The 26,977-nt window shown below is 71.2% G+C and carries 24 protein-coding genes and 2 pseudogenes; 12 read left to right on the plus strand and 14 right to left on the minus strand.

The features are described from left to right. Positions 1-89 precede the first annotated feature (89 nt). Positions 90-800: a class I SAM-dependent methyltransferase gene (locus ABGA98_RS36630; protein WP_347623025.1), complete on the plus strand. Its 711-nt coding sequence runs from the start codon at positions 90-92 to the stop codon at positions 798-800. 11 nt (positions 801-811) lie between these two features. Here the strand turns inward: ABGA98_RS36630 and tnpA are convergent, their stop codons facing one another. Continuing rightward, on the minus strand, positions 812-1,228 hold the full coding sequence (tnpA, locus tag ABGA98_RS36635) for an IS200/IS605 family transposase (RefSeq protein WP_347623026.1): 417 nt from the start codon (positions 1,226-1,228) through the stop codon (positions 812-814). 22 nt (positions 1,229-1,250) lie between these two features. Between tnpA and ABGA98_RS36640 the strand changes: the two genes are divergently transcribed. From ABGA98_RS36640 to ABGA98_RS36650, 3 genes are read left to right on the plus strand one after another with little or no spacing between them, the layout of a single operon-like run. Beyond that, positions 1,251-1,781 carry a transposase gene (locus ABGA98_RS36640; protein WP_347623027.1) on the plus strand — a complete coding sequence of 177 codons (531 nt, stop codon included), beginning with the start codon at positions 1,251-1,253 and terminating at the stop codon, positions 1,779-1,781. Continuing rightward, entirely contained in the window at positions 1,769-2,536 is a 768-nt protein-coding gene (locus ABGA98_RS36645; RefSeq protein WP_347623028.1) for a transposase, read from the plus strand. Before ABGA98_RS36640 ends, ABGA98_RS36645 begins: the two co-directional genes overlap by 13 nt. After that, a complete protein-coding gene (locus ABGA98_RS36650; RefSeq protein ID WP_347623029.1) occupies positions 2,526-2,765 on the plus strand; it encodes a hypothetical protein in 240 nt (79 codons plus the stop codon). Before ABGA98_RS36645 ends, ABGA98_RS36650 begins: the two co-directional genes overlap by 11 nt. 30 nt (positions 2,766-2,795) lie before the next feature. On the opposite strand, the pseudogene ABGA98_RS36655 reads toward ABGA98_RS36650, so the two are convergent. Both ABGA98_RS36655 and ABGA98_RS36660 read right to left on the minus strand, forming a co-directional pair. Continuing rightward, positions 2,796-2,894, minus strand: a pseudogene (locus tag ABGA98_RS36655) (hypothetical protein); the annotation flags it as partial. 156 nt (positions 2,895-3,050) lie between these two features. Continuing rightward, a complete protein-coding gene (locus ABGA98_RS36660) occupies positions 3,051-4,394 on the minus strand; it encodes an aminotransferase class I/II-fold pyridoxal phosphate-dependent enzyme (protein ID WP_347623132.1) in 1,344 nt (447 codons plus the stop codon). Between the two features lie 131 nt (positions 4,395-4,525). On the opposite strand from ABGA98_RS36660, the gene ABGA98_RS36665 reads away from it, so the two are divergent. Beyond that, positions 4,526-5,695 (plus strand): helix-turn-helix domain-containing protein, encoded by a 1,170-nt coding sequence (locus tag ABGA98_RS36665; protein ID WP_347623030.1) that lies wholly within the window; start codon positions 4,526-4,528, stop codon positions 5,693-5,695. Here the strand turns inward: ABGA98_RS36665 and ABGA98_RS36670 are convergent. After that, positions 5,690-6,571: a LysR family transcriptional regulator gene (locus ABGA98_RS36670; protein ID WP_347623031.1), complete on the minus strand. Its 882-nt coding sequence runs from the start codon at positions 6,569-6,571 to the stop codon at positions 5,690-5,692. The two genes, ABGA98_RS36665 and ABGA98_RS36670, sit on opposite strands and share 6 nt — an antisense overlap. Before the next feature lie 71 nt (positions 6,572-6,642). Between ABGA98_RS36670 and ABGA98_RS36675 the strand changes: the two genes are divergently transcribed. After that, a complete protein-coding gene (locus ABGA98_RS36675; protein WP_347623032.1) occupies positions 6,643-7,506 on the plus strand; it encodes a 4-hydroxy-tetrahydrodipicolinate synthase in 864 nt (287 codons plus the stop codon). A gap of 84 nt (positions 7,507-7,590) precedes the next feature. On the opposite strand, the gene ABGA98_RS36680 is transcribed toward ABGA98_RS36675, so the two are convergent. The 3 genes from ABGA98_RS36680 to ABGA98_RS36690 are packed head-to-tail and all read right to left on the minus strand — an operon-like array spanning position 7,591 to position 15,080. Further along, complete coding sequence (locus ABGA98_RS36680; RefSeq protein ID WP_347623033.1) at positions 7,591-12,426, minus strand: DNA repair ATPase; 4,836 nt, start codon at positions 12,424-12,426, stop codon at positions 7,591-7,593. Between the two features lie 6 nt (positions 12,427-12,432). Beyond that, positions 12,433-14,529 (minus strand): flotillin family protein, encoded by a 2,097-nt coding sequence (locus ABGA98_RS36685; protein WP_347623034.1) that lies wholly within the window; start codon positions 14,527-14,529, stop codon positions 12,433-12,435. After that, the gene (locus ABGA98_RS36690) at positions 14,529-15,080 is read right to left on the minus strand and encodes a hypothetical protein (protein ID WP_347623035.1); all 552 of its coding nucleotides are present in this window, start codon (positions 15,078-15,080) and stop codon (positions 14,529-14,531) included. Before ABGA98_RS36690 ends, ABGA98_RS36685 begins: the two co-directional genes overlap by 1 nt. A gap of 133 nt (positions 15,081-15,213) precedes the next feature. Between ABGA98_RS36690 and ABGA98_RS36695 the strand changes: the two genes are divergently transcribed. Then, entirely contained in the window at positions 15,214-16,137 is a 924-nt protein-coding gene (locus ABGA98_RS36695; protein WP_347623036.1) for an NADP-dependent oxidoreductase, read from the plus strand. A 1-nt stretch (position 16,138) separates the two neighbouring features. Here ABGA98_RS36695 and ABGA98_RS36700 read toward each other — a convergent pair whose 3' ends face one another. Genes ABGA98_RS36700 through ABGA98_RS36710 form a run of 3 tightly spaced genes read right to left on the minus strand, consistent with a single transcriptional unit; the run spans position 16,139 to position 18,367 of the window. Continuing rightward, positions 16,139-17,062, minus strand: coding sequence for an aminoglycoside phosphotransferase family protein (locus ABGA98_RS36700; RefSeq protein ID WP_347623037.1), 924 nt, complete (start codon positions 17,060-17,062; stop codon positions 16,139-16,141). Between the two features lie 39 nt (positions 17,063-17,101). Then, positions 17,102-17,980: a 1,4-dihydroxy-2-naphthoyl-CoA synthase gene (locus tag ABGA98_RS36705; protein ID WP_132515730.1), complete on the minus strand. Its 879-nt coding sequence runs from the start codon at positions 17,978-17,980 to the stop codon at positions 17,102-17,104. A gap of 54 nt (positions 17,981-18,034) precedes the next feature. Further along, entirely contained in the window at positions 18,035-18,367 is a 333-nt protein-coding gene (locus ABGA98_RS36710) for a metalloregulator ArsR/SmtB family transcription factor (protein WP_090938046.1), read from the minus strand. An 88-nt stretch (positions 18,368-18,455) separates the two neighbouring features. Here ABGA98_RS36710 and ABGA98_RS36715 point away from each other — a divergent pair. Beyond that, positions 18,456-18,557 (plus strand): annotated as a pseudogene (locus tag ABGA98_RS36715) (DUF3073 family protein); the annotation flags it as partial. 25 nt (positions 18,558-18,582) lie between these two features. On the opposite strand, the gene ABGA98_RS36720 reads toward ABGA98_RS36715, so the two are convergent. After that, positions 18,583-19,896: a cytochrome P450 gene (locus tag ABGA98_RS36720; RefSeq protein ID WP_347623038.1), complete on the minus strand. Its 1,314-nt coding sequence runs from the start codon at positions 19,894-19,896 to the stop codon at positions 18,583-18,585. Positions 19,897-19,928: 32 nt separating this feature from the next. On the opposite strand from ABGA98_RS36720, the gene ABGA98_RS36725 reads away from it, so the two are divergent. After that, positions 19,929-20,525: a TetR family transcriptional regulator gene (locus tag ABGA98_RS36725; RefSeq protein ID WP_347623039.1), complete on the plus strand. Its 597-nt coding sequence runs from the start codon at positions 19,929-19,931 to the stop codon at positions 20,523-20,525. A gap of 21 nt (positions 20,526-20,546) precedes the next feature. Here ABGA98_RS36725 and ABGA98_RS36730 read toward each other — a convergent pair whose 3' ends face one another. The 3 genes from ABGA98_RS36730 to ABGA98_RS36740 all read right to left on the minus strand — a co-directional run bounded on the left by ABGA98_RS36730 (position 20,547) and on the right by ABGA98_RS36740 (position 23,862). Beyond that, the gene (locus tag ABGA98_RS36730) at positions 20,547-21,944 is read right to left on the minus strand and encodes an LCP family protein (RefSeq protein WP_347623040.1); all 1,398 of its coding nucleotides are present in this window, start codon (positions 21,942-21,944) and stop codon (positions 20,547-20,549) included. Between the two features lie 113 nt (positions 21,945-22,057). Next, on the minus strand, positions 22,058-22,726 hold the full coding sequence (locus tag ABGA98_RS36735; protein WP_347623041.1) for a response regulator transcription factor: 669 nt from the start codon (positions 22,724-22,726) through the stop codon (positions 22,058-22,060). Beyond that, a complete protein-coding gene (locus ABGA98_RS36740) occupies positions 22,723-23,862 on the minus strand; it encodes a sensor histidine kinase (protein WP_347623042.1) in 1,140 nt (379 codons plus the stop codon). The genes ABGA98_RS36735 and ABGA98_RS36740 overlap by 4 nt, the downstream gene beginning before the upstream one ends. A gap of 195 nt (positions 23,863-24,057) precedes the next feature. Between ABGA98_RS36740 and ABGA98_RS36745 the strand changes: the two genes are divergently transcribed. From ABGA98_RS36745 to ABGA98_RS36755, 3 genes are read left to right on the plus strand one after another with little or no spacing between them, the layout of a single operon-like run. Further along, a complete protein-coding gene (locus ABGA98_RS36745) occupies positions 24,058-25,101 on the plus strand; it encodes a carboxymuconolactone decarboxylase family protein (protein WP_347623043.1) in 1,044 nt (347 codons plus the stop codon). Further along, positions 25,098-25,499, plus strand: coding sequence for a hypothetical protein (locus ABGA98_RS36750; RefSeq protein ID WP_347623044.1), 402 nt, complete (start codon positions 25,098-25,100; stop codon positions 25,497-25,499). Before ABGA98_RS36745 ends, ABGA98_RS36750 begins: the two co-directional genes overlap by 4 nt. Continuing rightward, on the plus strand, positions 25,496-26,956 hold the full coding sequence (locus ABGA98_RS36755; RefSeq protein ID WP_347623045.1) for a multicopper oxidase family protein: 1,461 nt from the start codon (positions 25,496-25,498) through the stop codon (positions 26,954-26,956). Before ABGA98_RS36750 ends, ABGA98_RS36755 begins: the two co-directional genes overlap by 4 nt. Positions 26,957-26,977 lie beyond the last annotated feature (21 nt).

Below are 26,977 nucleotides of genomic sequence, written 5' to 3' on the forward strand. Positions count from 1 at the left end.
CCCTAGTAATGATCAATGTGCTGTGATGGTGCGTCAGGGCAGGGTTCGGTCAATTCCCGGTCAAGACGAGCTTGAGATATAACGTGAATGTGGGCAAGCGACACGGTAGATACGGGTTCGACGCACCCTGGGCGCTGGCGGGCCTGCTCCTCGGAGTGATCATGCTGGCGGCGCTCACGGTGTTGTCGTTCGCGTACGACGTCCCCGAGGCGGGGGTCGCCTTCCTGTTCGGCGGCACCTACACGCTGGCCAGCGCGGGCAGCCACCTCTACACCACCCGGCGCGGCAAGCCGGCCGTCTGGGCGGCGGAGCTGGACCGCCTGGAGGGCGGCGAGCGCCTGCTGGATCTGGGCTGCGGGCGCGGCGCCGTCCTCACGCTGGCCGCACGGCGGCTGGACGAGGGCCACGCGACCGGCCTCGACCAGCGCTCCAAGGAGGCGCCGCGGGCCAGGGCGAACGCCGAGCGGGAGGGCGTCGCCGACCGCGTGTCGCTGGTGGTGGGCGACCTGCGTGACCTGCCGTTCGAGGACGGCGCGTTCGACGTGGTCGTCACCGACCAGGCCATCCACACCATCGCGCGCCCCGACGGGAGGGAACAGGCCGTGCGCGAGGCGCTGCGGGTGTTGCGGCCCGGAGGGCTGATGTTGATCGCCGACCCGCACCACACCCGCGCGTACGAGGACACGCTGCGCTCGCTCGGCGTCGTCGACGTACGGCGGCGCGACGCCGGCTGGCGATTCTGGTACGGCGGGCCGTGGTCCCGCACGGAGATCCTCGAGGCCAGAAGCCCCGCCGTATAGCGTCTTTCGGCTCAGGCGGGACGGTTGTGCTGTTCGATGTACTGGTTCAGGACGCTGATCGGGGCTCCGTCCACCGATCCGGCGAAGTAGGAGCCCGACCACAGTTTGCTGGCCCGGTAGTAGTGGCGGGCCAGTTCGGGGAACTCCTGGCGCATCCGCCGCGAGGAAACGCCTTTGAGGCTGTTGACCAGCTTGGACAGGGCGACCTTGGGCGGGAAGTCGACCAGCAGGTGGACATGGTTGTCCTCGCCGTTGAACTCGCGCAGTTCGGTCTCGAAGCCGGCGCAGACCGCGCGCATGATCTCTTCCAGCCGGGTCAGGTGCTCGCCGGCGAAGACCCGATGCCGGAACTTGGTCACGAAAACCAAATGCGCGTGCAGGACGAAAACACAGTGCCTGCCAGTTCTGATATCGCTGTACCCGGCCATAAGCCAACTGTAGGATGATCTCGTGCAGTTGCGGTACTCCTTCCGGATCGACCCGACCCCTGGCCAGCGCATCGCGCTCGCGCAGGCGTTCGGGTGCGCCCGGGTGGTGTTCAACGACGCGCTCGCCCTGCGCGACCACGCCCACCGGCAGGGCCTGCCGTTCATCACCGACGCGCAACTGTCCCGCCTGGTGATCACCCAGGCGAAGCAGACACCGCAACGCTGCTGGCTTGGCGAGGTGTCGGCGGTGGTGCTCCAGCAGGCGCTGGCCGACGCTTGCGCGGCGTTCCGGAACTTCTTCGCCTGCCTGACCGGCAGGCGTCAGGGGCCGAAACTCGGGCCGCCCCGGTTCCGGTCCCGCAAGGATGCCCGGCAGGCGATTCGCTTCACCAAGAACGCCCGCTTCGCCATCACAGCGGGCGGGAAACTGCGCCTGCCGAAGATAGGGGACGTGGCAGTGCGCTGGTCGCGCAGTCTGCCGTCCGAGCCGTCCAGCGTCACGGTCGTCAAAGACGCGGCTGGACGCTTTTCGCCTCCTTTGTGGTCGAGGTGACCGCCCCGCCACCGACCGCCCCGCCACTGACCGCCACCGGGACCGAGGTCGGGACCGAGGTGGGGATCGACCTGGGGCTGTCGCATATCGCGGTCCTGTCGGACGGGCGGAAAATCGGCAGCCCGCAGTTCCTGCGCCGGGCGGAGAAGAAACTCAAGCGGCTTGGGCGCATGCTGAGCCGCAAGCAGAAGGGATCACGCAATCGGGCCAAGGCCCGTGTGGCTGTGGCCCGGCAGCACGCCAAGGTCGCCGACGCGCGCCGCGAGTTCTGTCACCAGACCTCCACCCGCATCATCCGTGAAAGCCAAACGGTGGTCGTGGAGGACCTGGCGGTCAAGGCACTGGCGCGCACGAAGCTGGCCAAGAGCGTGCACGATGCGGGCTGGTCGCAGTTCGTCGGCATGCTGGAGTACAAGGCGAAACTCCATGGCCGGGTCTTTGCGAAGATCGGCAGGTTCTTCCCCTCCTCCAAGCTGTGTTCGGCCTGTGGGAGTCTCGCTGAGCGTATGCCGTTGGACGTGCGGGAGTGGACCTGCCGGTGTGGGGTGACCCATGACCGGGATGTCAACGCCGCGCTCAATATCCGGGCCGAGGGGCTGCGGATCGTCGCCGCTGGACGGAAACCCGTGCCACACAGGGGCGGGAAGCGGAGACGGAAAACGCCTGCCGAGACCGGTAAGACCCCTCAGCCTGCTCCTCGGGGCAGGCGGAAGGGCACGGTCGATGAAACAGGAAGCCACAGAAGTGCCGCGTGATACAACGCGGCACAGGCTGAATCTCCGGCGTTCACGTTCACGCCTGGGAGCGCGTCAACAGTGGTACATCGGCACCGGCGAGCGCCGCCAGTACGAAGGCATCGGCAACGGCGGCCAGCGACTGCTCGCGGTGCCGGAGGAGGACCTGGTCGTGGCGGTGACGGCCGGCGAGTACGACCGGGACATGGCCAGCGCCACGACCGTGCTCGACGCCGTGCTCGGCAGGTGAGAGTCAGGGAACCAGCATGACCCGCCGGGCTCAGCGGGGCAGGATGTCCCGGTCGAAGATGTCGATCGGGAGGTAGAGCGTCACCGTCGGGTTCGGGATCGTGACGATGCAGCTGATGCGGATCTCGACGGGCGCCCTCGCCGCAGGGCTTGCGGAGAGGTGAAACGCCTGTGGAGCTGGTGTAAGACCTCAACGAGAGTTTCCTCTCGGGCGGGCGACCGGCGGTGAAGCAGGAAGGCCAGTCGGCGACGGCTGGAATCCCGGTCCTTCATGGCCGGGAGGATGTCAAGTTCCTCCCTGATCGGGGGTGGCGGTGAAGCGCACGCCGGTGAATGGCGCGCGCCAGGCGGTGACCTCGGCCGCGAGCGCGGCCGGCGCCGCGCTCGGATCCAGGGCGCGGGCGAGGAACGCGGCCAGCATGGGCATGTCGTCCGCGTCCATGCCGATGCGGGTGATCTCCGGGGTGCCGAGCCGCAGGCCGTTCATGTCGCCGGCCACCGGCTCCATCGGCAGACCGATGCCACATGCGAGCAGGTTGGCGGCGCGCAGCCGGCGTGCGGCGCGCTGCCCGCCGCCGTACGCGCGGGAGGGCAGCGCGAATTGGTGCGAGCTCGTCCCGCCACGTTCCGCGGCGAACACCGGCACGTTCAGCGCTTGCAACTCGGCCGCGAGCCTGGCCGCGTTCGCCGCCATCGCCCGCGCATAGGCGAACCCCTCGGCCTTCCAATCGAGCATCGTGACCGCCAGCGCGGCGATGCGGCCCGCGTCGGAGTTCGCGGTCAGGCCCGGGTAGGCGATGGCGTCCAGGCGTCCCGCCAGTTCTTCGTCGTCGGTGACGATCAGCCCGCCCGGCGGCCCGCCGAGGCTCTTGTAGGTGCTCATCGTGACCACGTGCGCACCCTCGCGCAGCGGGTTCGGCCAGAGTCGGCCGGCGATCAGGCCGCACATGTGGGCGGCGTCGCAGAGCACGCGCGCTCCGACGGAGTCGGCGATCTCCCGGACGGCGGCGATCGGGTGCGGGAAGAGGTTGAGGCTCCCGCCGATGGTGATCAGCGCGGGGCGCAGCCGTACGGCCAGCTCGCGCAGCGCGGGCAGGTCCACCGTGTATCCGTCGCGGGCGGCGGGAGCGGGGACGGTGGTGAGCCCGTACAGGCCGGCGGCTCCTTCGGCGTGGTGGGTGACGTGGCCACCGATGCTCGCGGGTGGGGCGATGATCGTGTCACCGGGACGGCAGACCGCCATGAAGGCGTACAGGTTGGCCAGGGCGCCGGACCCGACGCGGACCTCGGCGAAGTCCGCGTCGAAGACCTGCGCGGCCAGCTCGGCGGTGATGATCTCGATCCGCTCGATGGCCTCCAGCCCTGTCTCGTACTTCTCGCCCGGATGGCCGAGCGAGGCACGCGAGCCGAGCCCGGCCGACAACAGGGCCTCGGCGTGGGGATTCATGACGTTCGTCGCCGGGTTCAGGTTGACCGCCTCGGCACCGTGGATGTGCTTGTTCCACAACACCAGCCGGGTGATGTCCTCGAGCGTGGCGGCGGGCGGCTGCCCGGCCAGGCGACCCGCGACCTCACGCGTCAGCCGCTCGCCGGCGGTGGAAACCCATGGGCGGGGAAACTCGGCACGCATCACGGTGTCATCTCCGGGTTCGGGACTTCCGTGCTTCGACGGTAGGCGGAGACCGACGGCGGGCGCATCGGATCAGCGACGAGACCGGGCCCGCCCCGGCTTCTACATTTGTCGCAAGAAAGGAGTCGCGCATGGATCGCGGGGACGGCACTTTCCAGTACATGCTCGAAGAACTCGCCGAGCGGCTGGGCCACGGATTGACCGTCGACTCGGTGGACGGCCGGGTGATCGGCTACAGCGCGCATGACGCGCACGCCGACCCGGCCCGCGTCGCCTCGATCCTGTCGCGCCGGGTCGCCCCGGAGATCCGGGCGTGGCAGAACCGCCACGGCATCGCCAAGGCCACCGTCCCGGTCCGCCTTCCTGAGAACGCCGAGCTGGGCATGCAGGCCCGCCTGTGCGTCCCCATCAGGCACGGCGGGCAGTGTCTCGGCCATCTGTGGGTCCAGGAGGGTGGCGAGGCACTCCAAGGCGCCGCTCTCGACGCGGTCGTCGACGCCGCCGCCGAGCTGGCCCGCTACCTCGACGGGCAGGCCGAAGGGCGTGACGAGCTGATCCGCCGCCTGCTCGAACCGGGCCGCGGCGGCACGGGCGCGCGCGATCGACTGGCCGAGCTCGCCCCGTCACTTCTCGACGCCGAGATCCTCGTCCGCGCCGCCGTGCCGATCGGCCGCGACCGTGAGCGGATCCCCACCCTGTCCGCCACCGAGTTCCAGCGCCTGGGCATCGCCCTGCCCCCGGCGATCCGGGCCGACCCCGCGTGCGCCGGCGGTTTCGTCAGTCCCACGCACGTGACCGCGCTGTCCCGCCGGCACACCGGCGGTCCCGGCGCCCTGGACCGTGCGTTACGCACGGCCGCCCGCCGCTCTTTCGCCATCGGTGTCAGCGACCCGGCGCGCTTCGAGGTGGACGCGGTACGCGAGGCGTACCGCCAGGCCAGGACAGCGGCCGAGGTCGCCGCGCTGGATCCGGCGCTGCCGCGGATCCTGCCCTGGTCAGGTGCCGGGCCATACCGCATGTTGTCGCGGATGTCGCCTCCGGGACCTGACTCCGTGCTCGACCCGCTGGAGCACGCCGCAGACTCGGCCGCGATGCTGCGCACTCTGGAGACGTATCTCGACCTGGGCTGCGACGTTCAGCGCACGGCAGCGTCACTGCACCTGCACCGGACCACGGTGTACTACCGGCTCGGCCGCATAGCCGTGATCCTCGGCACGGACCTGCGCGACGGGTTGGTGCGCTCGCACCTCCACCTGGCGCTGAAGGCCCGCCGGATCGGCCGGGTCGCTCATCGATCATGAACTCACCTGGTCGTTGAGGTGGGTGACGGCCGTGCGGAAGGCGGAGACGGCCGCTCTGACCGCCGGGTGCTCGCCGTACCCTCGCCTGAAGGCCGCCAGCGTGCGGCGGCTCAGCGGCAGGCGGGTGAGCGACACGTCAGGTGGCGGGTCGATGGCCGCCAGGCGGGGCACGAGCGCCACCCCCTGACCGGCCGCCACGAAGGCGAGCACGGTGTCGAAGTCGTCGATGTGGTGGCGCACCATCGGCTCGAACCCGGCCGCCTGGCAGGCCCTGATCGCCATCGTGTGGCAGAGGGTGCCCGGTTTGTTGGTGATCCACGCGTCGGCGCGGGCGGCGGTGATCGAGGGTCGGTCGGTGAGGTAGATCGGCTCGCTGAACAGCGGCTCGGTCTCGATGGACGCGTCCGTGACCGGCGGCACGAAGTCGTATTCGTGCACGAGCGCCACGTCCAGCTCGCCCGCCCGCAGCGCGGCCGAGACGTCGGCGGGGTCGATCTCCGAGACCCTCGGCTCCAGACCCGGGTGGGCGCCGGTCAGGGCGGCGAGCGCGGGCGGCAGGAGCACGCGGGCCGCCGTGGGGAACGCGCCGACGCGCAGCGGCCCCGAGGGCCCGGCGCGGGCGGCGGCGAGCGCCGCCGACGCGCGTTCGAGCTGTTCGAGTACGGCCTGCGCGTGCTCGACGAGGAGGTGGCCCGCGGGCGTCAGCGTCACCGTGCGGCCCGTGCGTTCGAGCAGCGGCACGCCCGCCTCCCGTTCCAGGGCGGAGAGCTGCTGGGAGACGGCCGAGGGCGTGAACGTCACGGCCTGCGCCACCGCGGCGATCGTGCCGCGCCTGGCGAGCTCGCGGAGCAGGAGGAGCTTGCGCGGGTCGAGCATAAGTTGAGCTTAACGTGTGGCCAAGAAATCAGTGCTGGACCTAACGGGTTCGCGCGGGTCACCCTCGAAGCATGCTGAGAGGAATCCACGTACCGCTGATCACCCCGTTCACCTCCTCGGGGGAGGTGGCCGCGGACGCGGTCGAGAAGCTCGCGGGCCACGTGCTCGACCAGGGCGCGGCCGGCCTGGTCGCGCTGGGCACCACCGGCGAGGTGGCCGCGCTCGACTCGGAGGAGCGGGCGCTGGTGATCGACGTCTGCGCGCGGGTCTGCGCCGAGCGGCAGGCGCTGCTGACGGTGGGGGTGACGGGGAACGACACCCGATCGACGGCCGGGGCGCTGCGGCGCCTGCCGGAGGGGGTGGGGGCGGCGCTGGTGACCGTGCCGTACTTCCTGCGGCCGGGGGAGCGCGGCGTGGTCGCGCACTTCGAGGCGCTGGCGGAAGAGACGCCGGTGCCGCTGGTGATCTACCACATCCCCTACAGGACCGGGCAGGCGGTCGGGGCCGCCACGCTGCGCCGCCTGGGCGCTCATCCGATGATCGCCGGCGTGAAGTACGCGGCGGGCCTCGACCAGGACGCCGTGGCGCTGCTCGGGGACCTGCCCGCCGGGTTCGAGGTGCTCGGCGGCGACGACGCGTTCATCTCGCCGCTGCTGGCGCTGGGCGCGGCCGGCGGGATCCTGGCCTCCGCGCATCTGGAGACCGCGAGCTTCGCCGAACTGGCCGCCGCCTGGCACGCCGGGGACGTCACCCGGGCCAGGGCGCTCGGGCACCGGCTGGCCCGCCTCTCGGCGACGCTCTTCGCCGAGCCCAACCCCACCGTGCTCAAGGGCGTGCTGCACGCCCAGGGCGTGATCCCGACCCCGGACGTGCGGTTGCCGCTCGTGCCCGCGAGCGCCGGCGCGGTGTCACAGGCCCTGGCGGTGCAACCATGAAGGCGATCCCGCACGCGCGGTCGGCAGATCCCCCGAGGTCGCCGGCCACCCCCGCTGTCGCGGATCCGCACGTGCGGTCGTGGGTCAGCGTTCGGACTCCCTGATGGCCGTGCCGACGTCGCCGACGCGGTCGGCCAGCAGCCCGATCGCGCCGACGGCCCTCGTCATCGGGTCGTCCTCGGCTCCCCCGAGCGCCTTGGCCCTGAGGTAGGCCGCCTTGATCGCCGCCCACCGTTCGGCCTGGGCGGGGGTCAGGCGGCCACGGAGCTCGGCCAGCTTGAGCAGGTTGGCCTCGGCGTCCGAGGTCAGGGTCTGGGCCTCGCCCAGGTAGTGGTCGTCGATCAGCGCTTCGAGCTCGTCGTCGTTCATCGCGGGCACGATGCGTTCGGCCAGCTTGTTCATGTTCCGGTACGACCCCTGCAGCCGGTACGGCGGCTCGGTGCGGGCGGCGTCGGACTGGGCGGCCGAGGCGATGTAGGCCTGGTTGTTGGCCAGGACCACCTCCTGCACCCGCACCAGCTTGGTCAGCACGCTGAGGACCTGGTCGAGCTCCGGCTTGGTGTACGGGTGACCGAGCTGGTCGGGCCGTACCGTCGTGTCGCCCCTGGCCAGCCGCACCAGCAGCTCCACGTCCGCACGGTCGCGGCCGGCGAGCGGCGCGAGCACGGGGTTGGAGGTGAGGGCGTTGTCGATGTAGCTGAGCGCGAACAGGTGGTCCTTGCCGGACAGCACGTCGCCCAGGTTCCACACGTCGGCCCGGTTGGCCAGCATGTCGGGGATGCGGAACCGCTGGCCCGACTCGGTGTACGGGTTGCCCGCCATGCACACGGCGAACCGCTTGCCGCGCAGGTCGTACGTGCGGGTGCGGCCGTTCCACACGCCCTCGATGCGGCGCTGGGCGTCGCAGAGCGAGATGAACTTCTGCAGCAGCTCCGGCGAGGTGTGCTGGATGTCGTCGAGGTAGAGCAGCGTGTTGTTGCCCGTCTCCAGCGCGAACGAGATCTTCTCGACCTCCTGCCTGGCCGTGGCGTCGGGCGCGTCGGCCGGGTCGAGCGAGGTGACGTCGTGGCCCAGCGCCGGGCCGTTGACCTTGACGAACACCAGGCCGAGCCGGCTGGCGACGTACTCCATGAGGGTGGTCTTGCCGTAGCCGGGCGGCGAGATGAGCAGCAGCAGGCCCATCTGGTCGGTGCGCTTGCCCGCGCCGGTGGCGCCGAGCTGTTTGGCCAGGTTGTCGCCGATCAGTGGCAGGTACACCTCGTCCAGCAGGCGGTTGCGGACGAAGGCGCTCATGACCTTGGGGCGGTACTCGTCCAGGCGCAGCCGCCGCCGTTCCGCCTCGACCAGCTCGCTCCTGCGGCGCTGGAAGGCGCGGTAGGCGGGCACCCGCTCCTGCCGGAACCGGCGCGCCCTGGTGAGCAGCTCGTCGAGCCTGATCTCCAGCTTGCGTCCGGCGACGCGGGGGTGGGATCCCAGCAGCCCGTCCACGGTCTCGGTCGTGGCGGCGCTCGAGTCGTGGCGGGGCAGGTCGCACAGGTGTACGGCGATGGCCTCGGTGACCTCTGGGCCCTCGCGGAAGGCGGACATCCACGCCTGCGCGAGCTGGAGGCGTTCGGGCAGGGCGAGCGCCTGGAGGTCCTCCTCGAACTCGCGCGCCTTGGCCGGGCCCAGCTCGTGGTGGAACGCGTCGAGCAGGTCACGCGCGCCCTTGCTGGTCACGAACCCGGCCGGGCCGCCGCCCAGTTCCTCGACGAGGTATTCGCCGGCCAGGCCCGCGTCCGGCGCGGCGCCCGTACGCAGGCCGGCCATGAACTCCGCGATCGCGGCGCCCAGCTCGGCGGCCAGCGCGCCCAGGGCGGAGGTGCCGCCGAAGACCGTGCGCGCCCGCACCAGCGACACTGCCCGGGTCGTCGATGTTTTACGTGAAACCTCGTCCAGCCCGAACGCCCAGAACAGCTGGGCGGCCGCGCGGACGTCGGCCGGGTAGCGCAGCAGCCCGGCTCCCTCGCGCAGCCGTACGAGCGCGTCCAGGATGATCGTGGCGTCGTGGTCGTGCACGCCCCGCTCGTAACCCTCGTCGTACCGCGACTCGGCCGCCTGCCTGACCAGGTCGGCCAGGGGAGCGCCGGCCGTGACGGAGTCGAGCAGCGAGGCGGCCAGGTGCTCGGCCCGGTAGACGTCGGGCGTCTCCGAGACCAGCAACTGGTCCCAGAAGGGCCGGGTGTCGGCGAACGACTCGGGCACGGGCGCGCGGTAGTCGGTGCCGGTGATCGCGAAGTACATGGAGGTGCGGTCGTCGCCGCGCTCCACGTGCGGCACCAGCGTCAGGTCGATCGGCTGGGTGTTGACGGCGAAGCGGTGGTGGCCGAGTCGCAGGGTCTCGCCGCCGTCCGAGAACAGGTCGAGGCGGTCCCGCAGGGAACGCGCGGCCTCCTGCTGCGCCGACTTGACCCGCCCGTCCAGCTCCTCCGCGCGTACGGCGTCCCCGAGCGCGCGCAGCTCGTCGGCGACCGAGCGGACCTTGGCCACCATCGGGTCGGTCGCGAAGTAGGTGTTCACCTCGTCGAGCGACGACAACGAGCCGAGGCGGCGGGTGACGCTGGCGAGGACCCGCTCGGCGGAGGCGAAGATGCGGTCGGCGCGGCGGGCCAGCTCGTCCAGCTGCGTCTGCTTGCGGGACGAGAACGCCTCATAGACGTCGTCCCGCTTGGCCGACAGCTGCGCGGCGAAGTCGTCGAACTCGCCGAAGCGCGACTCCAGGTTCTCCAGCTGGAGCATCAGCCGGCCGAGCTGCTCGTCGCACTTCTCGGGGCTGTCGGCGACCGCCAGCGCACCCGTGATGGCCTGCCCCAGCAGGGCGAACTCGGCGGCGAACGCGGCCCGCCCCTCGGCCCCCAGCAACTCGCGGCGGCGGCCGTCCAGCACGGCCCTGGCCCGGTTGACGCCGCCGAGGACCTCGGCGATGCGGCTCAGGATGGAGGTGCGCACGGTGGCGTCGGCGATCTCCAGCGAGCCGACGACCTCCGTCACCACCTCCAGCCCTTCCGACTGCTCGGCCAGCCGGTCGGCGACGGGCTCGGCCTCGGCGGCCGTGGTGATCGCGGCGGCTTCGGCGGCCAGCTGCTCGACGGCGGCGTGGTAGGCGGTGAACGCGTCCGCGCCCTCCAGGAACGCGACCGCCCGCCGGCCCACCGAGTCCAGTTCCTCCGCCACCGACGCGGCCAGCGCGTCGAGCGCGGCCAGGTCGATGTAGCGGACCTCGCGCAGCGTCACCAGGTGGCCCTGGGCCCTGCGCAGCGTGGCCAGCAGGCTCACCCAGGCGTCGGCGGTGACCGGGTCGTCGGCCTGGGCGCGGCGTACCAGGCGGGTGGTCTCCTCCGTCGCCGTGGCGAGCGTCTGCTCGGCCTGCCTGGTGAGCTGCTCGACGTTCTCGTACTCGTCGAGGACCTGTTCGGCGGTGGCGCGTACGTCGGAGAGCGGGCCGCGCAGGCCGTGGTCGCCGAGCCAGTGGTAGGAGTCGAACGCCCGCGTGCACGCGGCGATGAGCCCCTCGAACGTCCCGGCGGACGGCGCCATCTCCTCGACCATGCGGGACACCGACAGGCAGTCGGAGATGCCGCGCACCAGCTCGGCGTTGCCGATGCGCTCCAGCGGCCCGGTGCCGGCGGGCTGGGCGGCGGCGTAGGTGTCGGAGACGTACGGGGTCTGCCAGACCTGCATCGGGTGGACCCGGGTCGGCTCCTCGGAGGTGGCGCGGAAGACGACCATCGTGCCGTCCTCGAACAACGAGTATCCGTGGCAGACGATGGGCGTGGCCACCTCCTTCCTGATCACGTTGTACGGCAGCAGCAGCGAGCGCCCGTCGCCCATGGCGTGGAAGACGTACAGGACGTCCTCGCCGTTGGGGGAGCGGACCACCCGCTCGAACTCCAGGTCGGTCACGTCCGTGTCGAACGTCTTGCTGACCCCGGTCGCCAGGTAGTAGCCGCCGGGGAAGATCAGCCCCTGGTCCTCGGGCAGCCGCTGGCAGGCCTGCCCGATGCCGTCGAGCCGCACGACGGACCTGGTGCGCACGTTGAACACCAGGTGCCGCCAGTCGGTCTCCTTGTACGGCTTGATCCGCATGAGGATGAGCGGCCCGACCCGGGCGTACTCGACGTCGGCGTCGGCGAGGCTCTGCAGGGGTTCGGTGACCGGCTCGGAGTAGATGCCCGCGCCGGTCTCCGTGTTGTCCTCGATCTTGATGGTGAGGTCGCCGCCGACGGTCTCGACGAAGACCTCGCCGTCGATGGAGATGTGCGGGTGGCGGCCGAGCACGTGGTCGTCGCGGGTGGTGGGGGTCCACTCGAAGTCGTGGGACGGGGGGAAGACGTGGTCACGCTCACCCCTGTTATCCAGATATTTCGGGACTCCGCCGGTGCTGACCGCCCACCGGAGCACCCGCAGATCCGCAGGACCCGTCTGGAACACCGCCAGCAGCTTGCCCTCCACCCGCCGGAGCTGCTGCAGCCGCGTCTCCTTGTAGTAGCGGTAGAGCTCGGCGAAGTCCTTCCTGAACGCCGGATCCTCCAGCGCCTCCAGCTTGTCGGCGTCGAACCGGAAGGCGTCGCCGTCCCTGGAGAACCGGTGCACCGCGAACACGTCGGCCACCGTCGTCTCCGGCTTGAGCCCGATGAAGACGTTGTAGCCGAACAACATCACGTCACCCAGGGAGACGATGTCCCTGGGGACGCAGTTGTTCTCCGTACGGATCCGCTCGGTGCCCAGCAGGCGCAGCTCCGCGCCGCCGAACACGCGCAGCCGCTCCTGGTTGACCGCCTCGGCCGTCGCCGCGAGGGCCTTGGCCTGGGCCTGGAGCCGGTTCCTGAGGACTTCGTACGTCCCCGCCTCCAGCCCAGGCCCGGCTTCGAGCGCAGTCACAGACGGTCAGCCCCTCGCCCCGGCGAGCGCGGCCACCGGCGAGTCGGCCACCCCCAGCCGGCGGGCCGTCTCCAGCAACTCGCCGAGCGCCGACGACTGCGGGCCGCCGTTGTTGATGAGCTGCATGAGCAGGGCGGACACGGTCAGGTTCTTCAGATCCTCGGTACGCACGCCGCTCACCACGCCGGCGAGGTCGGCCGCCAGGCTGGCCGTCCCGTTGACGTACGGCTCGGCCAGGGCGCCCGCGACCTGGGAGTGCCCGATGAACCCGTCGACCGCCTTGCCCGCGGTGATCGAGCCGACCACCTTGTCGAAGAACATCGTGTCGCCGCCGACGATGTCGATGTTCGCCTTGGCCAGCCCGGCGGCCAGGACGCTCGCCTGCGACTCGGCCACGTGCCGCGACACGTCGATGTGCTTGAGACGGATCTCCTTGTCGGCCTCCAGGCGCAGGCGGTACTCCTCGTGCTCCCTGCTGGCCTCGTCGAGCGCGGCCATCGCGGCCGCCTTCTCGGTGAGACCCTCGGCCTCGGCCTTAAGCTTCTCGCCGACCGCGGCGGCGCCGGCCAGCGCCATCGCCTGCTCGCCCTCGGCCTGCGCCTTGAGCCGGTCGCCCTCGACCAGCGCCATGGCCCTGGCGCCGTCGGCCTCGGCGGCCAGCTTCTCCTTCAGCGCCAGCGCCTCCGCACGGCCGACCTTCTCGATGGCGTCCGCGTCGCGCTCCTTGACCTGGACCTGCGCCAGGCCGTCGGCGGCGGACTCGGCCTGGATGCCCTCGGCCAGCCGGATCTTGGCCCGCGCGTCCAGATCGGCGGCCTGCTGCCTGGCCTCGGCGAGCACGAGCTCCTCGCGGGCCCTGAACTTGCTGGCGGCCTCCGCGGCCTCGGCGGCCTTGATGTCCTTGACCAGGTTCTCCTGCGCCTCGGCCTCGGCGGCGATGATCACCTGCTGGCGGGTGCGCTCGGCCTCCTCGACCACGCGCAGCCGCTTGATGCTCTCCTCCTGCTCGGCCACGGTCCTGTCGACCGCGATGCGCTCGCGGATGACCTCGGCGATCGCGCGCTTCTCGGTCTCGACCTCCTTGTCCTTCGCGATGCGCGACAGCTCGGTCTCCCGCTCCTTGGCGATGACCTCCAGCAGGCGGTCCTTCTCGATCCGCTCGGACTCGATGGCGATCACGCGCTCGCGGTTCTTCTCGGCGACCGCGATCTCGCGGTGCTGGTTCTCCCGCTGCACGCCGATCTGCTCGTCGGTCTTGATGCCGGCGGTCTGGGCGCGCAGCCGCTCCTCGGCCTGCACGCGGGCGATCTCCGCCTCCTCGCGGGCCTTGACGGTCTCGATCTCGCGGCGCTGCTTGAGCTCGGCGTCGGCCTGGCGGCGCTCCAGTTCGAGGATGGCCTCGCGGGCGTCCACGTTCTGGCGGGTGATCTCCTTCTCCTCGTTGCGCCGGAACTCGTTCGTGCGCACGTGCTCGAGGGCCGTCAGCTCGGTGATCTTGCGGATGCCCTGCGCGTCGAGGATGTTGCTCTTGTCGAGCTGAACCAGGGAGGTCTGCTCCAGGTAGTCGATGGCGGCGTCTTCGAGGCTGTAGCCGTTGAGGTCCGTGCCGATGAGCCGGATGATCTCGTCGCGGAACTCGTCGCGCTTGGTGTAGAGGTCGACGAAGTCCAGGTGCTTGCCGGCCGTCTTCAGCGCTTCTGAGAACTTCGCGTTGAACAGCTCCTGCAGCGTCTGCTCGTCGCTGGCCCTGGCCGTGCCGATGGCCTGGGCGACCTTGATGACGTCTTCCGTGGTCTTGTTCACGCGTACGAAGAACGTGATCTTGATGTCTGCCCTGATGTTGTCGCGGCAGATCAGGCCCTCGCGACCGGTGCGGTGGATCTCGATCGTCTTCACCGAGATGTCCATGACCTCGGCCTTGTGGACGACGGGCAGGACGATCTTGCCGGTGAACGTCACGTCGACCTTGTTGATCTTCGAAACGATCAGCGCCTTGCCCTGTTCGACCTTACGGAAAAGGCGGCCGATGAGGACGAGGAGCCCGATGGCAATGATCGCGATAACTGCTATGAGTATGCCGAGTCCGGTAGAGATGACGTCCATCAATGCTCACTTTCGTACGGCATGACCAAGAAGAATTCGCCGTCTTTGTCGTAGTCGAAGATGAGTGCGGTGGCGCCGCGGTCCAGGCGGTCCAGCCCGGTCGTGCGCACCTGCACGATCGCGGACGCGCCGTCCGCTGCGCTGACCTCGGCCTGGCCGAAGTCGGGCGTGGCCTCGCCGGTGCGGATCACGCACATCTGGCCGATGAAGTCCTTCCGCGAGGCCCGGTCCCCTTCGCGGAAGAGCGGCCGCAGCGGAAGCAGCAGGCCACGGGCGGCGAACCAGCCGCCGGCCACGGCGACGACCGGCACGGCGACCAGCAGGTCGCCGCCCACCATCTGGCTGCCGATCAAGCACAGCGTCCATGCCACCGCGATCAGCACCGAGAGCGTGATCCCTGCGGGAACTCCCCCGAGTCCCAGCCAGGCCGCGTCGTCATCCACGTGGAACAGGCCGGTGATGACAGCCAGCCAATACCCCACGACCACGATGAGAAGGATGCTGAAAATGACAGTTGGAAAGCTGAATGCGGCGTCTGTGAACTCGGTCATCCCACCTAGGTGCCCCGTCCCCGTGTGTGTCCCCTGTCGCACTATATCTAGATAAAGACCGAGTAAAAGGAAAAGTTCCCATAACAGTATGTGACTTGACCTCAACTTCGGTTGAGGTAGCAGGCTCTGTCCCATGACCGAACTGATGAGGGCGGCGGCCTGCGCCGAGCCCGGCGGCCCTGACGTGCTGAAGGTGATGGAGCTGCCCGCGCCCCAGGCGGGCCGGGGAGAGGTACGGGTGCGGGTGCGGGCGGCCGGCGTACAGCCCTTCGACGCGGCCGTACGGGCGGGGTGGCTCCCTCCGTACATGCCGGACGCCGGCTACCCGCGCATCCCCGGCAACGAGTTCGCCGGCGTGGTGGACCAGGTGGGACCCGGCGTGACGGGGGTGGCGCTGGGCGGCGAGGTGCTCGGGTTCTCGCGGCTGCACGCCTACGCCGAGTACATCGTGGTGCCCGCCGCGGACGTGGCCCCCAAACCCGCGAAAGTGCCCTGGGAGGTGGCGGGCGGGATGACCGCGGGCGTGCAGACCGCCGAGCTGGCCCTCGACGGCCTGCGCGTCGCGGCGGGCGAGACGCTGCTCGTGCACGGCGCGGCCGGATCGGTGGGCACCGCGGCGGTGCAGATCGCCAGGAGGCGCGGGGCCACCGTGATCGGCACCGCCCGCGAGGTCAACCACGACCATCTACGCGAACTCGGCGCCATCCCCGTCGCCTACGGGGAGGGGCTGTCCGATCGGGTGCGCGAGCTCGCGCCCGGCGGGATCGACGCCGCCCTGGACGGGGCAGGAGGTCACGCGCTGGAGGTGTCGATCGAGCTGGTCGAAGACCGCACCCGCATCGTCACGCTGGTCGAGCACGGCAAGGCCGCCGAGCTGGGCGTCCAGGTCGTCCAGGGGGAGCGTACGGCGGAACGGCTCGGGCGCTATGCCGCGCTGTACGCCGCGGGCGAGTTCGTGTTCCCGGTGCGGCGGGCGTACCGGCTGGAGGAGGCCGCGGACGCGCACCGGGAGATCGAGACCGGCCACGGCCGCGGGAAGATCGTGCTGACCATGTGAGTCACTGCCGGTGCCGTACGGCCTCGGCCACCGCGAGCTGGATGCGCATCCACTCGCTCTCGGCATGGGTGCCGTCCTCGACCTCCCAGAGCATGTTCTGCAGCGCCCGGCCCAGCGTCCAGCCCGCGGCCCGCTGGGGGTCGAGGCCGAGCCGGTCGACCATCAGGTCGAAGCGCCTGAGCACCGTCCGCGTCACGTCACCCGACGCGACCACGTCGTCCCACCGGTTGTCCAGGGCGGGCATCAGGTCGAACCCCGGGTCGCCGGCCAGCGGCTTGGGGTCGATGCTCAGCCACGGCTCCCGCCCGGCCGCCAGCACGTTGTCGTAGTGCAGGTCCCAGTGCAGCAGGCGGTCGCCGGGCTCGTGGACGAGCTCGGCGACCGCCGAGGCGCACCACGTCATCCAGTGGCGGTGGTGTTCGTCCGTCAGCCGCGTGAGCGCCTTGTCCACGTCGTCGAGCATGGCCTGCGCGATGTCGCCCAGCCGGCGCATCCCCGCGGGGGCGGGATGGGCCACCAGGCGGGCCAGCAGGTCGGTGAGGATGCCCAGCGCCTCCGTGTCGTCCGGCACGGCGGACAACGACCGGTCGGCCTCCAGCCGTTCGAGCAGCATGGTGCCGGTCGCCGGGTCGGATTCGAGCAACAACACCGACGCGTCACCCGCCCACGCGGCCAGCCCCATGGCCTCGGTGGCGTTCTCGTCGGTGACGGGCTGCAGCTTGAGCGCGGCCTTCGTGTCGTCGTCGCGGACGACGGGCAGCACGAGCGACACCACGCCGTGCCTGGGCTCGCCGTCGAGCCGCAGCCCCCACTCCTCCAGGTAACGCTCGGCGAGCGCTGGCAGCCCGGCCGACCAGGCACGCCCGGCCTCCCCGTCGTACTTCACATGGGACGCCGTCAACGCCTCCGGCACCTTGATCCTCATGCCCCCAGTCTGCACAGGGGGCGGGATGCGCGGGACGGCTCAGTAGTGCCAGGGGAACGGCGACCAGTCGGGCTCGCGCTTCTGCAGGAACGAGTCGCGCCCCTCGGCCGCCTCGTCCGTCATGTAGGCCAGCCGCGTGGCCTCGCCCGCGAACACCTGCTGGCCCACCATGCCGTCGTCGATCGCGTTGAAGGCGAACTTGAGCATCCGCTGCGCCGTCGGCGACTTGCCGTTGATCTTCCGGCCCCACTCCAGGGCCGTGGCCTCCAGCTCGTCGTGCGGGACCACGGCGTTGACCATGCCCATGCGGTGGGCGTCGGCCGCGGAGTAGGTGTCGCCGAGGAAGAAGATCTCGCGGGCGAACTTCTGTCCGACCTGCCGCGCCAGGTAGGCCGAGCCGAACCCGCCGTCGAAGCTGGCCACGTCGGCGTCGGTCTGCTTGAACCGGGCGTGCTCCGCGCTGGCCAGTGTGAGATCCGCCACAACGTGCAGGCTGTGGCCGCCGCCCGCGGCCCAGCCGGGCACCACGCAGATCACAACCTTGGGCATGAAGCGGATCAGCCGCTGCACCTCAAGGATGTGCAGGCGCCCGGTGGCCGGCGTGCCGTCGGCGTACTGGTAGCCGTCCTTGCCCCTGATGCGCTGGTCGCCGCCCGAGCAGAAGGCCCAGCCGCCGTCCTTGGGCGACGGGCCGTTGCCGGTGAGCAGCACGCAGCCGACGTCGGTGGTCTGCCGGGCGTGGTCGAGCGCGCGGTAGAGCTCGTCGACCGTCTGCGGGCGGAAGGCGTTGCGTACGTCGGGCCGGTCGAACGCAATGCGCACGGTGCCCTGGTCGACGGCTCGGTGGTAGGTGATGTCGGTGAACTCGAATCCCTCGACCGCCTGCCACGCCTTGGGATCGAACAGCTCGGAGACCATGCCCGAAGCCTAACGGATCTGTCCTTTCCGCCCGCCTTGTCGATCCCAGGGCGGCTAGGTGACCTCGGCTCTCAGCTCCGCGAGGAGCTCGCCCTGGTCGGCCAGCATGTCGGTGAGGATGCGCCGGGCGGCGCCGAGCAGGTCGGCGAGCTCCGGAGTGGCCAGGGTGTAGACCACCGTGCTGCCTTCGCGGATGGCGCTCACGATTCCCGCCCGGCGCAGGACCGCGAGCTGTTGTGAGAGGCTCGAAGCCTCGATGTCGATCTGGGCCAGCAGGTCCCTGACGGGAAGTGGCCCTTCTTGGAGCAGCTCCAACACTCGGATGCGAGCGGGGTGGCCGAGCGTTCGGAAGAAGTCGGCCTTGGCCTGATGGACCTCCACGTGCATGTTGCCAGACTAATCGAGTTCAGTTGCATAATTCTTCAAGTCGTAACGTTGTTGGATAGCATGGCAGCGGGGACGAGGGAGAGTAGCCATGGGCCGAGGTAGAGCCAAGGCGAAGCAGACGAAGGTCGCTCGCCAGCTGAAGTACACCAACCATCACATCGACTACGACCGGCTCCGCGAGGAGCTGGGCGCCGACCCGCGACGCGAGGACTCTCCTACTCCGTCCGAGCAGGAGTCCGAGCGCGGGCGATGACCCTGGTCAGCCGCGCGGGCGCGAGCGTCACGTTCGCCAGCCGCCTGGCCTCCGGCGCCTGATCGGGCGCCGCGAGTTCCAGGCGGCGCAGCACCTCCCGGACGATGACGCGCATCTCCAGGAGCGCCAGCTGCGCTCCGACGCAGAAGCGCCGCCCGCCGCCGAAGGGCATCCAGCCCCTGTTCTGGTGCCCCGCCAGGAAACGTTCCGGACGAAACTCTCCGGGCTCGGCGAAGGCGGCGGGATCACGGTGCACGAGCGGGATGTACGGTCCCGCGTACCACCCGGCCGGGATCTCGTAGTCGCCCAGCCGCAGGGGTGAGTCGAGCAGCCGTGGCGCCTCATAGACGACGGGCCGGACGCGCAGCACCTCCTTGACCACCGCGTCGAGGTAGGGCTCGTCGTCCGGCAGGCGTTCCAGCACCTCGGGCATCCGCAGGATCCGCTCGAACGCCCAGGCCAGACCGGTCGCGGTCGTCTCATGACCGGCGATCAGCATGGTGATCAGCTCGTCGCGGATCTCCTGGTCGTCCAGCCCGGTGTCCAGCAGCCGCCCGAGCACGTCGGTGCCGCCGGAAGTGCCGCGCCGGCGGCCGATCTCGTCGAACAGGATCGTGTCCACGGCGGCGCGCAGCCGCAGGAATCGCGCGTACGGCGTGATCGGCACCCGCGCGGCGGGGCCGCGCAACCGGTCGGGCAACATCGCCACCTGCATGGAGCCGCCGGTCTGGATCAGCGCCGGCAGCAGCGCCCGCAGCCTGCCGACGCGCTCGGCGTCGCGGATCCCGAAGATCAGCCGGATGATGATCTCCAGCGTGATCTCCTGCATACGATCGCGCAGCGCGAAGGGCCTGCCCAGCGGCCACGTCGCGATCTTCTCCGCCGCGATCGCCGCGATGTCGTCGTGGTAGCCGGCGACCTGCCTGGCGCGCAGCGGCGGGTTGAGCGTCTTGCGGTGGCGCCACCACGGGTCGCCGTCCAGCGTGAGCACCGAATGCTCGCCGACCAGATGTGCGAGGAAGTCGCGGCGCGCCGCGCCGGCGTGCCCGCCGCCCTGGTCGGTCCGGTAGACCTGCTCGGCCAGCTCCGCGGTGGTCACGTAGACCTCCGGGGGGAAACCGGCGTAGCGAACCGTGAAGATCGGGCCGTACCTGCGGTGATAGGCCTCGAACGCGCTCGGTGCCGCGGTCATGAAACGCGCGGTCTGCACCAGCGCGGGAACTCTCGGTCCCGGAGGGATCACTGTTCGTCCTCCATGTAGATATACGTACGTCATATACGGACGTATATCTGGATACCATGGATCGCGTGTCGCGAACAGAGGCCGGTGGATACCGGGAGAGACTGCTGGCGGGAGCCGTGAGCTGCCTGCAGGAGAAGGGCTACGCCCGCACGACCGCACGAGACCTGGTCGCCGCCTCCGGCACCAACCTGGCCTCCATCGGCTACCACTTCGGCGGCAAGGACGCGCTGCTCAACGAGGCCATCGCCGAGATCTTCGAGCAGTGGACGGAGCGGGTCGAGCGATCCATGTTCGGCACCGAGCTCGGCACCGGCAGGGAGATGCTCGAACGCGCCATGAGGGAGCTGGTCGACGTCTTCGAGGAGCTGGGGCCGCAGCTCGTACTCCTCGTCGAGGGCTATCCCGCGGCGCTTCGCGAGCCCGTGCTGAAGGAGAAGCTGGCCCAGGCCTACGCCCGCGCCCGCACCGCCGGGGCCGGCATGATGCGCAGGGCCGCCGGCGAGCTCGGGGTCGAGCTGCCGACGAACCCCGAGGTGTTCGTGTCGGTGGTGGTGGCGATCGCCGACGGGCTGATGCTCCAGTGGCTGCTCGACCCGTCGGCCACCCCCGACGCCCGCCAGGTCGTCGACGCCCTCGCCGCGCTCTCCGCCATCATCACCTAGCCTCCGCGCCGCCTGCGCCGATCAGGCGGCGCAGGAGTCGTGGGTCGCGTCGAAGCCCTTGATCGCCTCGTGGTCGTCGACGCGCAGCGGCTTGACGCCCTTCCAGTCGTCGCCGATCACCAGCACCAGCCGGTTGGTCCTGGCGGCGGGCACGTGCCTGGGCGCGGCCGTCACGAGGTCGCGGGCGAGGGTGGGCACGCGGGTCTCGCCGTTCGGGCCGTAGAGGATCGTGGTCTTCGCCTGCGGCTTGCGGGCTGTGTCGCCGATCTTGGCGATGTGGTAGCCGCGCTGTTCGAGGGAGGCGGCCACCTCCCGGGCCAGCCCGCTGCGCCAGGTGCCGTTGCGGAGCTCGACCTGCACCTTCGACCGGGCCACCTTGGCCTGGCCGCTCTTGACGCCATCCACGCTCTGGTCTCTGGCCACCACCTGGAACAATCTGTCGGCCTGGGGCTGCACCCACTCGACCCGGCCCGGCTGGGTGACGGAGTAGTGCCACGGCGTGGTGATGAAACGGATGCGCCCGGCGTCCAGCCCGCGCAGGCTGAGCGCGAGGTCCCTCATCACGGACGGGGTCAGGCCGCGGTCCGTCGTGACCGCCTTGGTGCCGGCGTCGAGGACGGCGAACAACCTGGCCGGGTCGGCCAGCGTCTCGCCGCTCATCACCTTCTTGACCATCGAGGCGATGAACATCTGCTGCCGCTGGATCCGCCCGATGTCGGAGCCGTCACCCATGCTGTAGCGGGCGCGCACGTAGCCGAGCGCCTGCTCGCCGTTGAGGGTCTGCCGGCCCGCGGGCAGGTGCAGCAGGGCCTTCTTGTCGCGCACGGGCTCGGGCAGGCAGACCTCCACGCCGCCGACGGCGTCGACCAGGCTCTTGAAGCCGGAGAAGTCGACCTTCACGAAGTGGTCGATGTGGATGCGGGTGAGCGCCTCGATCGTCTTCCAGGTGCAGCCGATGCCGCCGGAGTTGAACGACTCGTTGATCATGCCGAGGTGCGGCCGCTGTCCCGGCAGGCCGCCGGTGGCCCGGCAGGCGGGCAACTGCACGAGCGAGTCGCGCGGGAAGCTGACGACCATCGCCTGGTCACGCTGGGACGACACGTGGACCAGCATGATCGTGTCGGTGCGCTCACCCGCGACGCGGCCGTATTTCGCGTTGGCGCCGTCGCGCTGGTCCGAGCCGACGACCAGGACGTTGAGCGCGGTGCCGGCCACCTTGGCCGGCCGGGCGGTGCCGAGGTCGTCGGCGGTCACGTCGACGTGCTTGACGTTGCCGGTCAGCCTGGCCCAGACGCCCACGACCACGCCGACCACCAGCAGGACGACCGCCGCGGTGATGGCGATCACCCGGCGCAGCCAGGGACGGCGCCGCCGGCGGTGCGATCGTCTGCTCCGGTGGGAGGGCGGCACATCGCTCACGTGACTCCAGAAGGACGGGGCCGAGGGCCGCCGCCCATGGCCAAGAGCCTCGCCGTTCAGATCTCGGCCGGTTGGACGTGCCTGAGTGTACTCAGCCGAACACGCTCCGGGGCTCAGTCGGGGACGTTCCTCCGCGGGGCCACCAGCCCCGACTCGTAGGCGAACACCACGAGCTGGGCGCGGTCGCGGGCGCGCAGCTTGGTCATCGCCCTGCTGACGTGCGTCTTGGCGGTGGTCGGGCTGATCACCATGTGGGCGGCGATCTCGTCGTTGGACAGGCCGCGGGCCACCAGGGCGGTCACCTCGCGCTCGCGGTTGGTGAGCACGCCGAGGCCCTCCGGCCGTGGCTCGGGGCGGCGGGCGACGTACTCGCCGATCAGCCGGCGGGTGATGGCGGGGGACAGCAGGGCGTCGCCGCGGGCCGCCACCCTGACACCCTGCAGCAGGTCGGCGGGCTCGGTGTCCTTGACCAGGAAGCCGCCGGCGCCCGCCCTGAGCGCGTCGTAGACGTACTCGTCGAGGCCGTAGTTGGTGAGGATCACGACGTGGACGCCGCTCAGCCGCTCGTCGGAGGCGATCTGGCGGGTCGCCTCGATGCCGTCCATGACCGGCATCTGGATGTCGATGAGCGCGACGTCCGGCCGGTGCTCCAGGGCCAGGGCCACGGCCTGCCGGCCGTCGGCGGCCTCGGCCACCACCTCGATGTCGTCCTCCGCCTCCAGCAGGGCGCGGAAGCCGGCCCTAATGAGCGCCTGGTCGTCCACGAGCAGCACGCGGATCACGATGGTTCCCCCAGCGGTAGTTCTGCGCGTACGGTGAATCCGCCGTCGGGGCGCGGGCCTGCCTGCAGCTGGCCGCCGAGCGCCGTGACGCGCTCGCGCATGCCGCGCAGCCCCACGCCGGGTGTGGGCGGCGTGCCGGGGCCGGCCGAGCCGTCGTCGTCCACCTGCACGACCAGCTCGCCGGCGCCGTAGCCGATGCGCACCGCCGCTGCGGCCCCGCCCGCGTGCCGTGAGACGTTCGTCAGCGCCTCCTGCACGATCCGGTACGCCGCCCTGTCGACCTCGCGGGGCAGCTCGTGCCGCTCGCCGGAGATCGTCACCGTGGTGCGCAGGCCGGTCGAGCGGGCCCGCTCCACCAGGTCGCCGAGCCGGTCGAGGCCGCTGGCCGCGGGCTCGTCGCCGGCTTCGCGCAGCACCTCCAGCGTGGCGCGCAGCTCGCGCATGGCGTCGCCGCCCGCCTCCTGGATGGCCAGCAGCGCCGCGGGCACCTCCTCGCCCCGCTTGCGCGCCAGGTGGATGGCCACGCCCGCCTGCACCTTGATGATCGAGATGCTGTGGGTGAGCGAGTCGTGCAGCTCTCTGGCGATGCGCAGCCGCTCCTCGTTCGCGCGGCGGAGCGCGGCCTCCTCTCGGGTCCGCTCGGCCTCGGCGGCGCGCTCCTCCACCTGCTTCAGGTACGCCTGCCGGTGCCTGGCCACGGTCGCCGCCACCCCGGCCGCCAGGAACCAGCCGAGCAGCAGCGTCGCGCCCTGGGTGATGGCCTGGGTGTCCTGAGGGGCGGCGGTGGCCAGGTTCACCGCCAGGCCGACGCCCAGATAGATCGCGCCGGCCAGCGCCGCGAGCAGCCAGCGTCCGGCCCTGACCGCGCCGAAGACCGACACGAGCACGGGGAAGGCGGCCGACGGCCCTGGGTCGGCGTGCTCGGAGAAGACGAGCATGCAGACCGTGGTCAGGGGCAGCGCGACCAGCGGCGCCCGGCGCCAGGCGACCAGCGCCAGCGAGCCGGCCAGGACCGCGGCCAGTTCGAGCGCGCCCGTGCCGGGGGCGACCAGCGCGGTGGGCGTCAGGATGGTGGCGGCGGTCACGGCGAGCGCGCCGTCCATGGCCAGGGGGCGCCATCGGGGCACAGAGCTCACTCCTGCAGAGTAGGGCGTCGCCGCGGCCGGTTCGTCGGCGCCTGGTCGCACTTCGGCGCTACTGCCGGAGAAGTAGTCACGGCGATCCTGCTGCGCGGGGCGTAGCCGCAGGAGTCTTCGCGGGCACGACGACCGATGACCAGGCCGGATACCACCATGTCGGGTCATGGACCTGTTTCGAGACAGGAGCCGGTGATGACCGGCTCGTTCCGTTACGTCACCCCGGTGGAGCCGCGCGGCGCGACCGGGCGGGTGGGCGAGGTCTACGCGCAGCTCGCGGAGGACTTCGGCATGGCGCGCATGGCGGTGTTCATGACGGTGTCGCCGTCGGCGGACGTGCTCGCCGCGACCTGGTCGCTGCTGCGCGAGTCACTGCTGGCGGGCAACGCGCCGAGGACCGCCAAGGAGATCGTGGCGATCGGCGTGTCGCTGGCCAACCGGTGCCCGTACTGCGTGGCCGCCCACACGACCCTGCTGCACGCGACCGGCGACCACCGGCTCGCGGAGACCGTCGCCGCCGGCGGCACGCCCCGCGATGCCGAACACGCCGAGCTGCTGGTCTGGGCCAAAGGCCGGGGTCCGGTGCCCTTTCCCGTCGTGCTCGCGCACGAGTACATCGGCACCGCGCTGACGTTCCACTTCGTCAACCGCGTCGCCTCGGCGCTGCTCACCGAGAACCTGCTGCCCGCGAACCTGCAGAGATCGCGCCTGGTGCGGAGCGTGGGCGGGCGCATGATGTCCGGCGCGGTACGCCGCACGCTGCCCGCGGGCGGGAGCCTGCCGCTGGTGGCGGACCTGGCCGCGGGGCCAGAGCCGGCCTGGGCGGTGGGCACGCCCGTCGGCGCCGCGTACGCCGCGCTGCGCGCCGCCGCGGGGGCGGGCGGCGAACTGCTCGGGCGGGCCGCCCGCTCCGCCGTGACCAGGGCCGTCGCCGCCTGGGACGGCGAACATCCGCCGATGGACAGCGCCTGGCTGGACGGGCCGACGGCGGATCTGCCCGCCGGGGAACGAGCCGGGGCCAGGCTCGCGCTGCTCGTCGCGCTCGCGCCGTACCGGGTGACCGACGCCGACGTCGCCGCCTGGCGCGGACCCGCGACGGACGAGGACCTGGTACGGCTCTGCGCGTTCGGCGCCATAACGGCCACGGAACGCGCCGAGACCCTCATCACCGCCACGGCCGCCGAGCGCGCCGACTCTCACAGCACCGTCACACACGCACCCTCGGGAGATCGATCATGACCGCGCAACACACCTTCGCCACCGCGCCCGTGCGGACCTCCTGGCCCCTGCAGACGCTCAGGGCCGTGGTCATCCTGCACGTGGTCGCGCTGCTGTTCCAGGCGGTGACGGCGGGCATGCTGCTGACCTCGTCCGGTGGCCGGGCGCTGCACATGACGTCGGGCATCGCGCTGGTCGCCATCGGGATCATCCACCTCGTCGCGGCGATCCTGGTCTGGCGGCCCGGCCGCGGGCCCGCCGGCTTCGTCGCGCCGGCCGCGCTGCTGCTGGTCTTCACGGTGGTCGCGGCGATTCTCGGCGAGCTCCACATGAAGGTCCTGCACCTGCCGATCGGGGTGCTGCTGTTCGGCGCCGGCGTGCTGCAGCTCACCAGGGTCATGCCGCGGCGAACGGCATGAGACCCACCAGACGTACGGCGCTGCGGCTGCTCGGGCTCGGCGCGGCGGCGACGGCCGGGGCGTCGGGGTGCTCGCTGCTCGCCGGCACACCCCAGCCGCAGCTCCTGACCAGCGCGGCGCCCCTGCCCAAGCCGTACGCGGTGCCGCTGCCGGTCCCCGAGGTCGCCAAGCCCGTCCGCAGCTCGGCCGGGGCCGACTTCTACGAGCTGACCGAGCGGGCGGCCGAGGTGGAGGTGCTGCCCGGGCTGCGCACCCCGATCCAGGGGTACGGGGGCACGTTCCCCGGCCCCACCATCCAGGCGCGCAGCGGCCGGCGTACGGCGGTGAAGCTGATCAACCAGCTCGGCGAGCCGACCGTCCTGCACCTGCACGGCGGGCACACACCGGCGGAGTCGGACGGTTTCCCCACCGACCTGGTGGCCCCCGGCGCCTCCCGTGAGTACGTCTTCCCGCTGGAACAGCGGGCCGCCACCCTCTGGTACCACGACCACACCATGGACTACACCGGGCCGCGGGTGTGGCGCGGGCTGGCCGGGATGTTCCTGGTCAGGGACGCCGAGGAGGAGGCGCTGCCGCTGCCTTCCGGGGAGCGCGACGTGCCGCTGCTGATCTGCGACCGGTCGTTCGCCGCAGACGGCACGATGGTGTATCCGGCTCTCGGCGACCGGCCCGGGGTGCGGGAGGCGTACATGGGGGGCGTGCTCGGCGACGTGATCCTGGTGAACGGCGCGCCGTGGCCGGAGCTGCGGGTCGCGAACACCCGCTACCGGCTGCGGTTGTGCAACGCCTCCAACGCCCGCGTGTACGAGCTGGCCACCGGCGGGCCGATGGTCCGGATCGGCGGCGACGGCGGGCTGCTGGCCGCGCCGCGCACCGTCAAGCAGATCCGCCTGGCGCCCGGCGAGCGCGCGGACGTGGTGATCGACTTCTCCGCCTACCGACTGGGTCAGCGGGTCGAGCTGCGCAACCTGGCGGGGGAGGGCGAGCAGGGCAGGGTGATGCGGTTCGCGGTCGACCGCGACGAGAGAGACGACTCGGCCGTGCCGGCCCGGCTGTCCACCGTCGAGCCGCTCGACCCCGCCAGGGCGACGGTCACCAGGGACTTCGAGTTCGGCAGCGGCAGCATGCACGGGGGTGTCGGCTGGCTGATCAACGGCAGGCCGTTCGACTCCCGGCGGATGGAGGCGAGGCCCAGGCTCGGCGACATCGAGGTCTGGCGGCTGACCAGCGATGTGGCGCACCCGGTGCACGTGCACCTCGACCACTTCCAGGTGCTGTCGGTCAACGGTGAGCGCCCCCAGGGGCCGCCGGAGTGGAAGGACACCGTCGAGCTGCGCGACGCTCAGACGGTCGAGATCGTCACCCGCTTCACCGACTACCGCGGCCGGTACGTGTTGCACTGCCACAATCTGGAGCACGAGGACATGGCCATGATGGCCGCCTTCGAGGTCGTGTGATCGCGCGGGTTTGCGAGGGCT

The sequence above is a fragment of the Nonomuraea sp. B1E8 genome, assembly GCF_039871515.1.
Lineage (GTDB): Bacteria > Actinomycetota > Actinomycetes > Streptosporangiales > Streptosporangiaceae > Nonomuraea.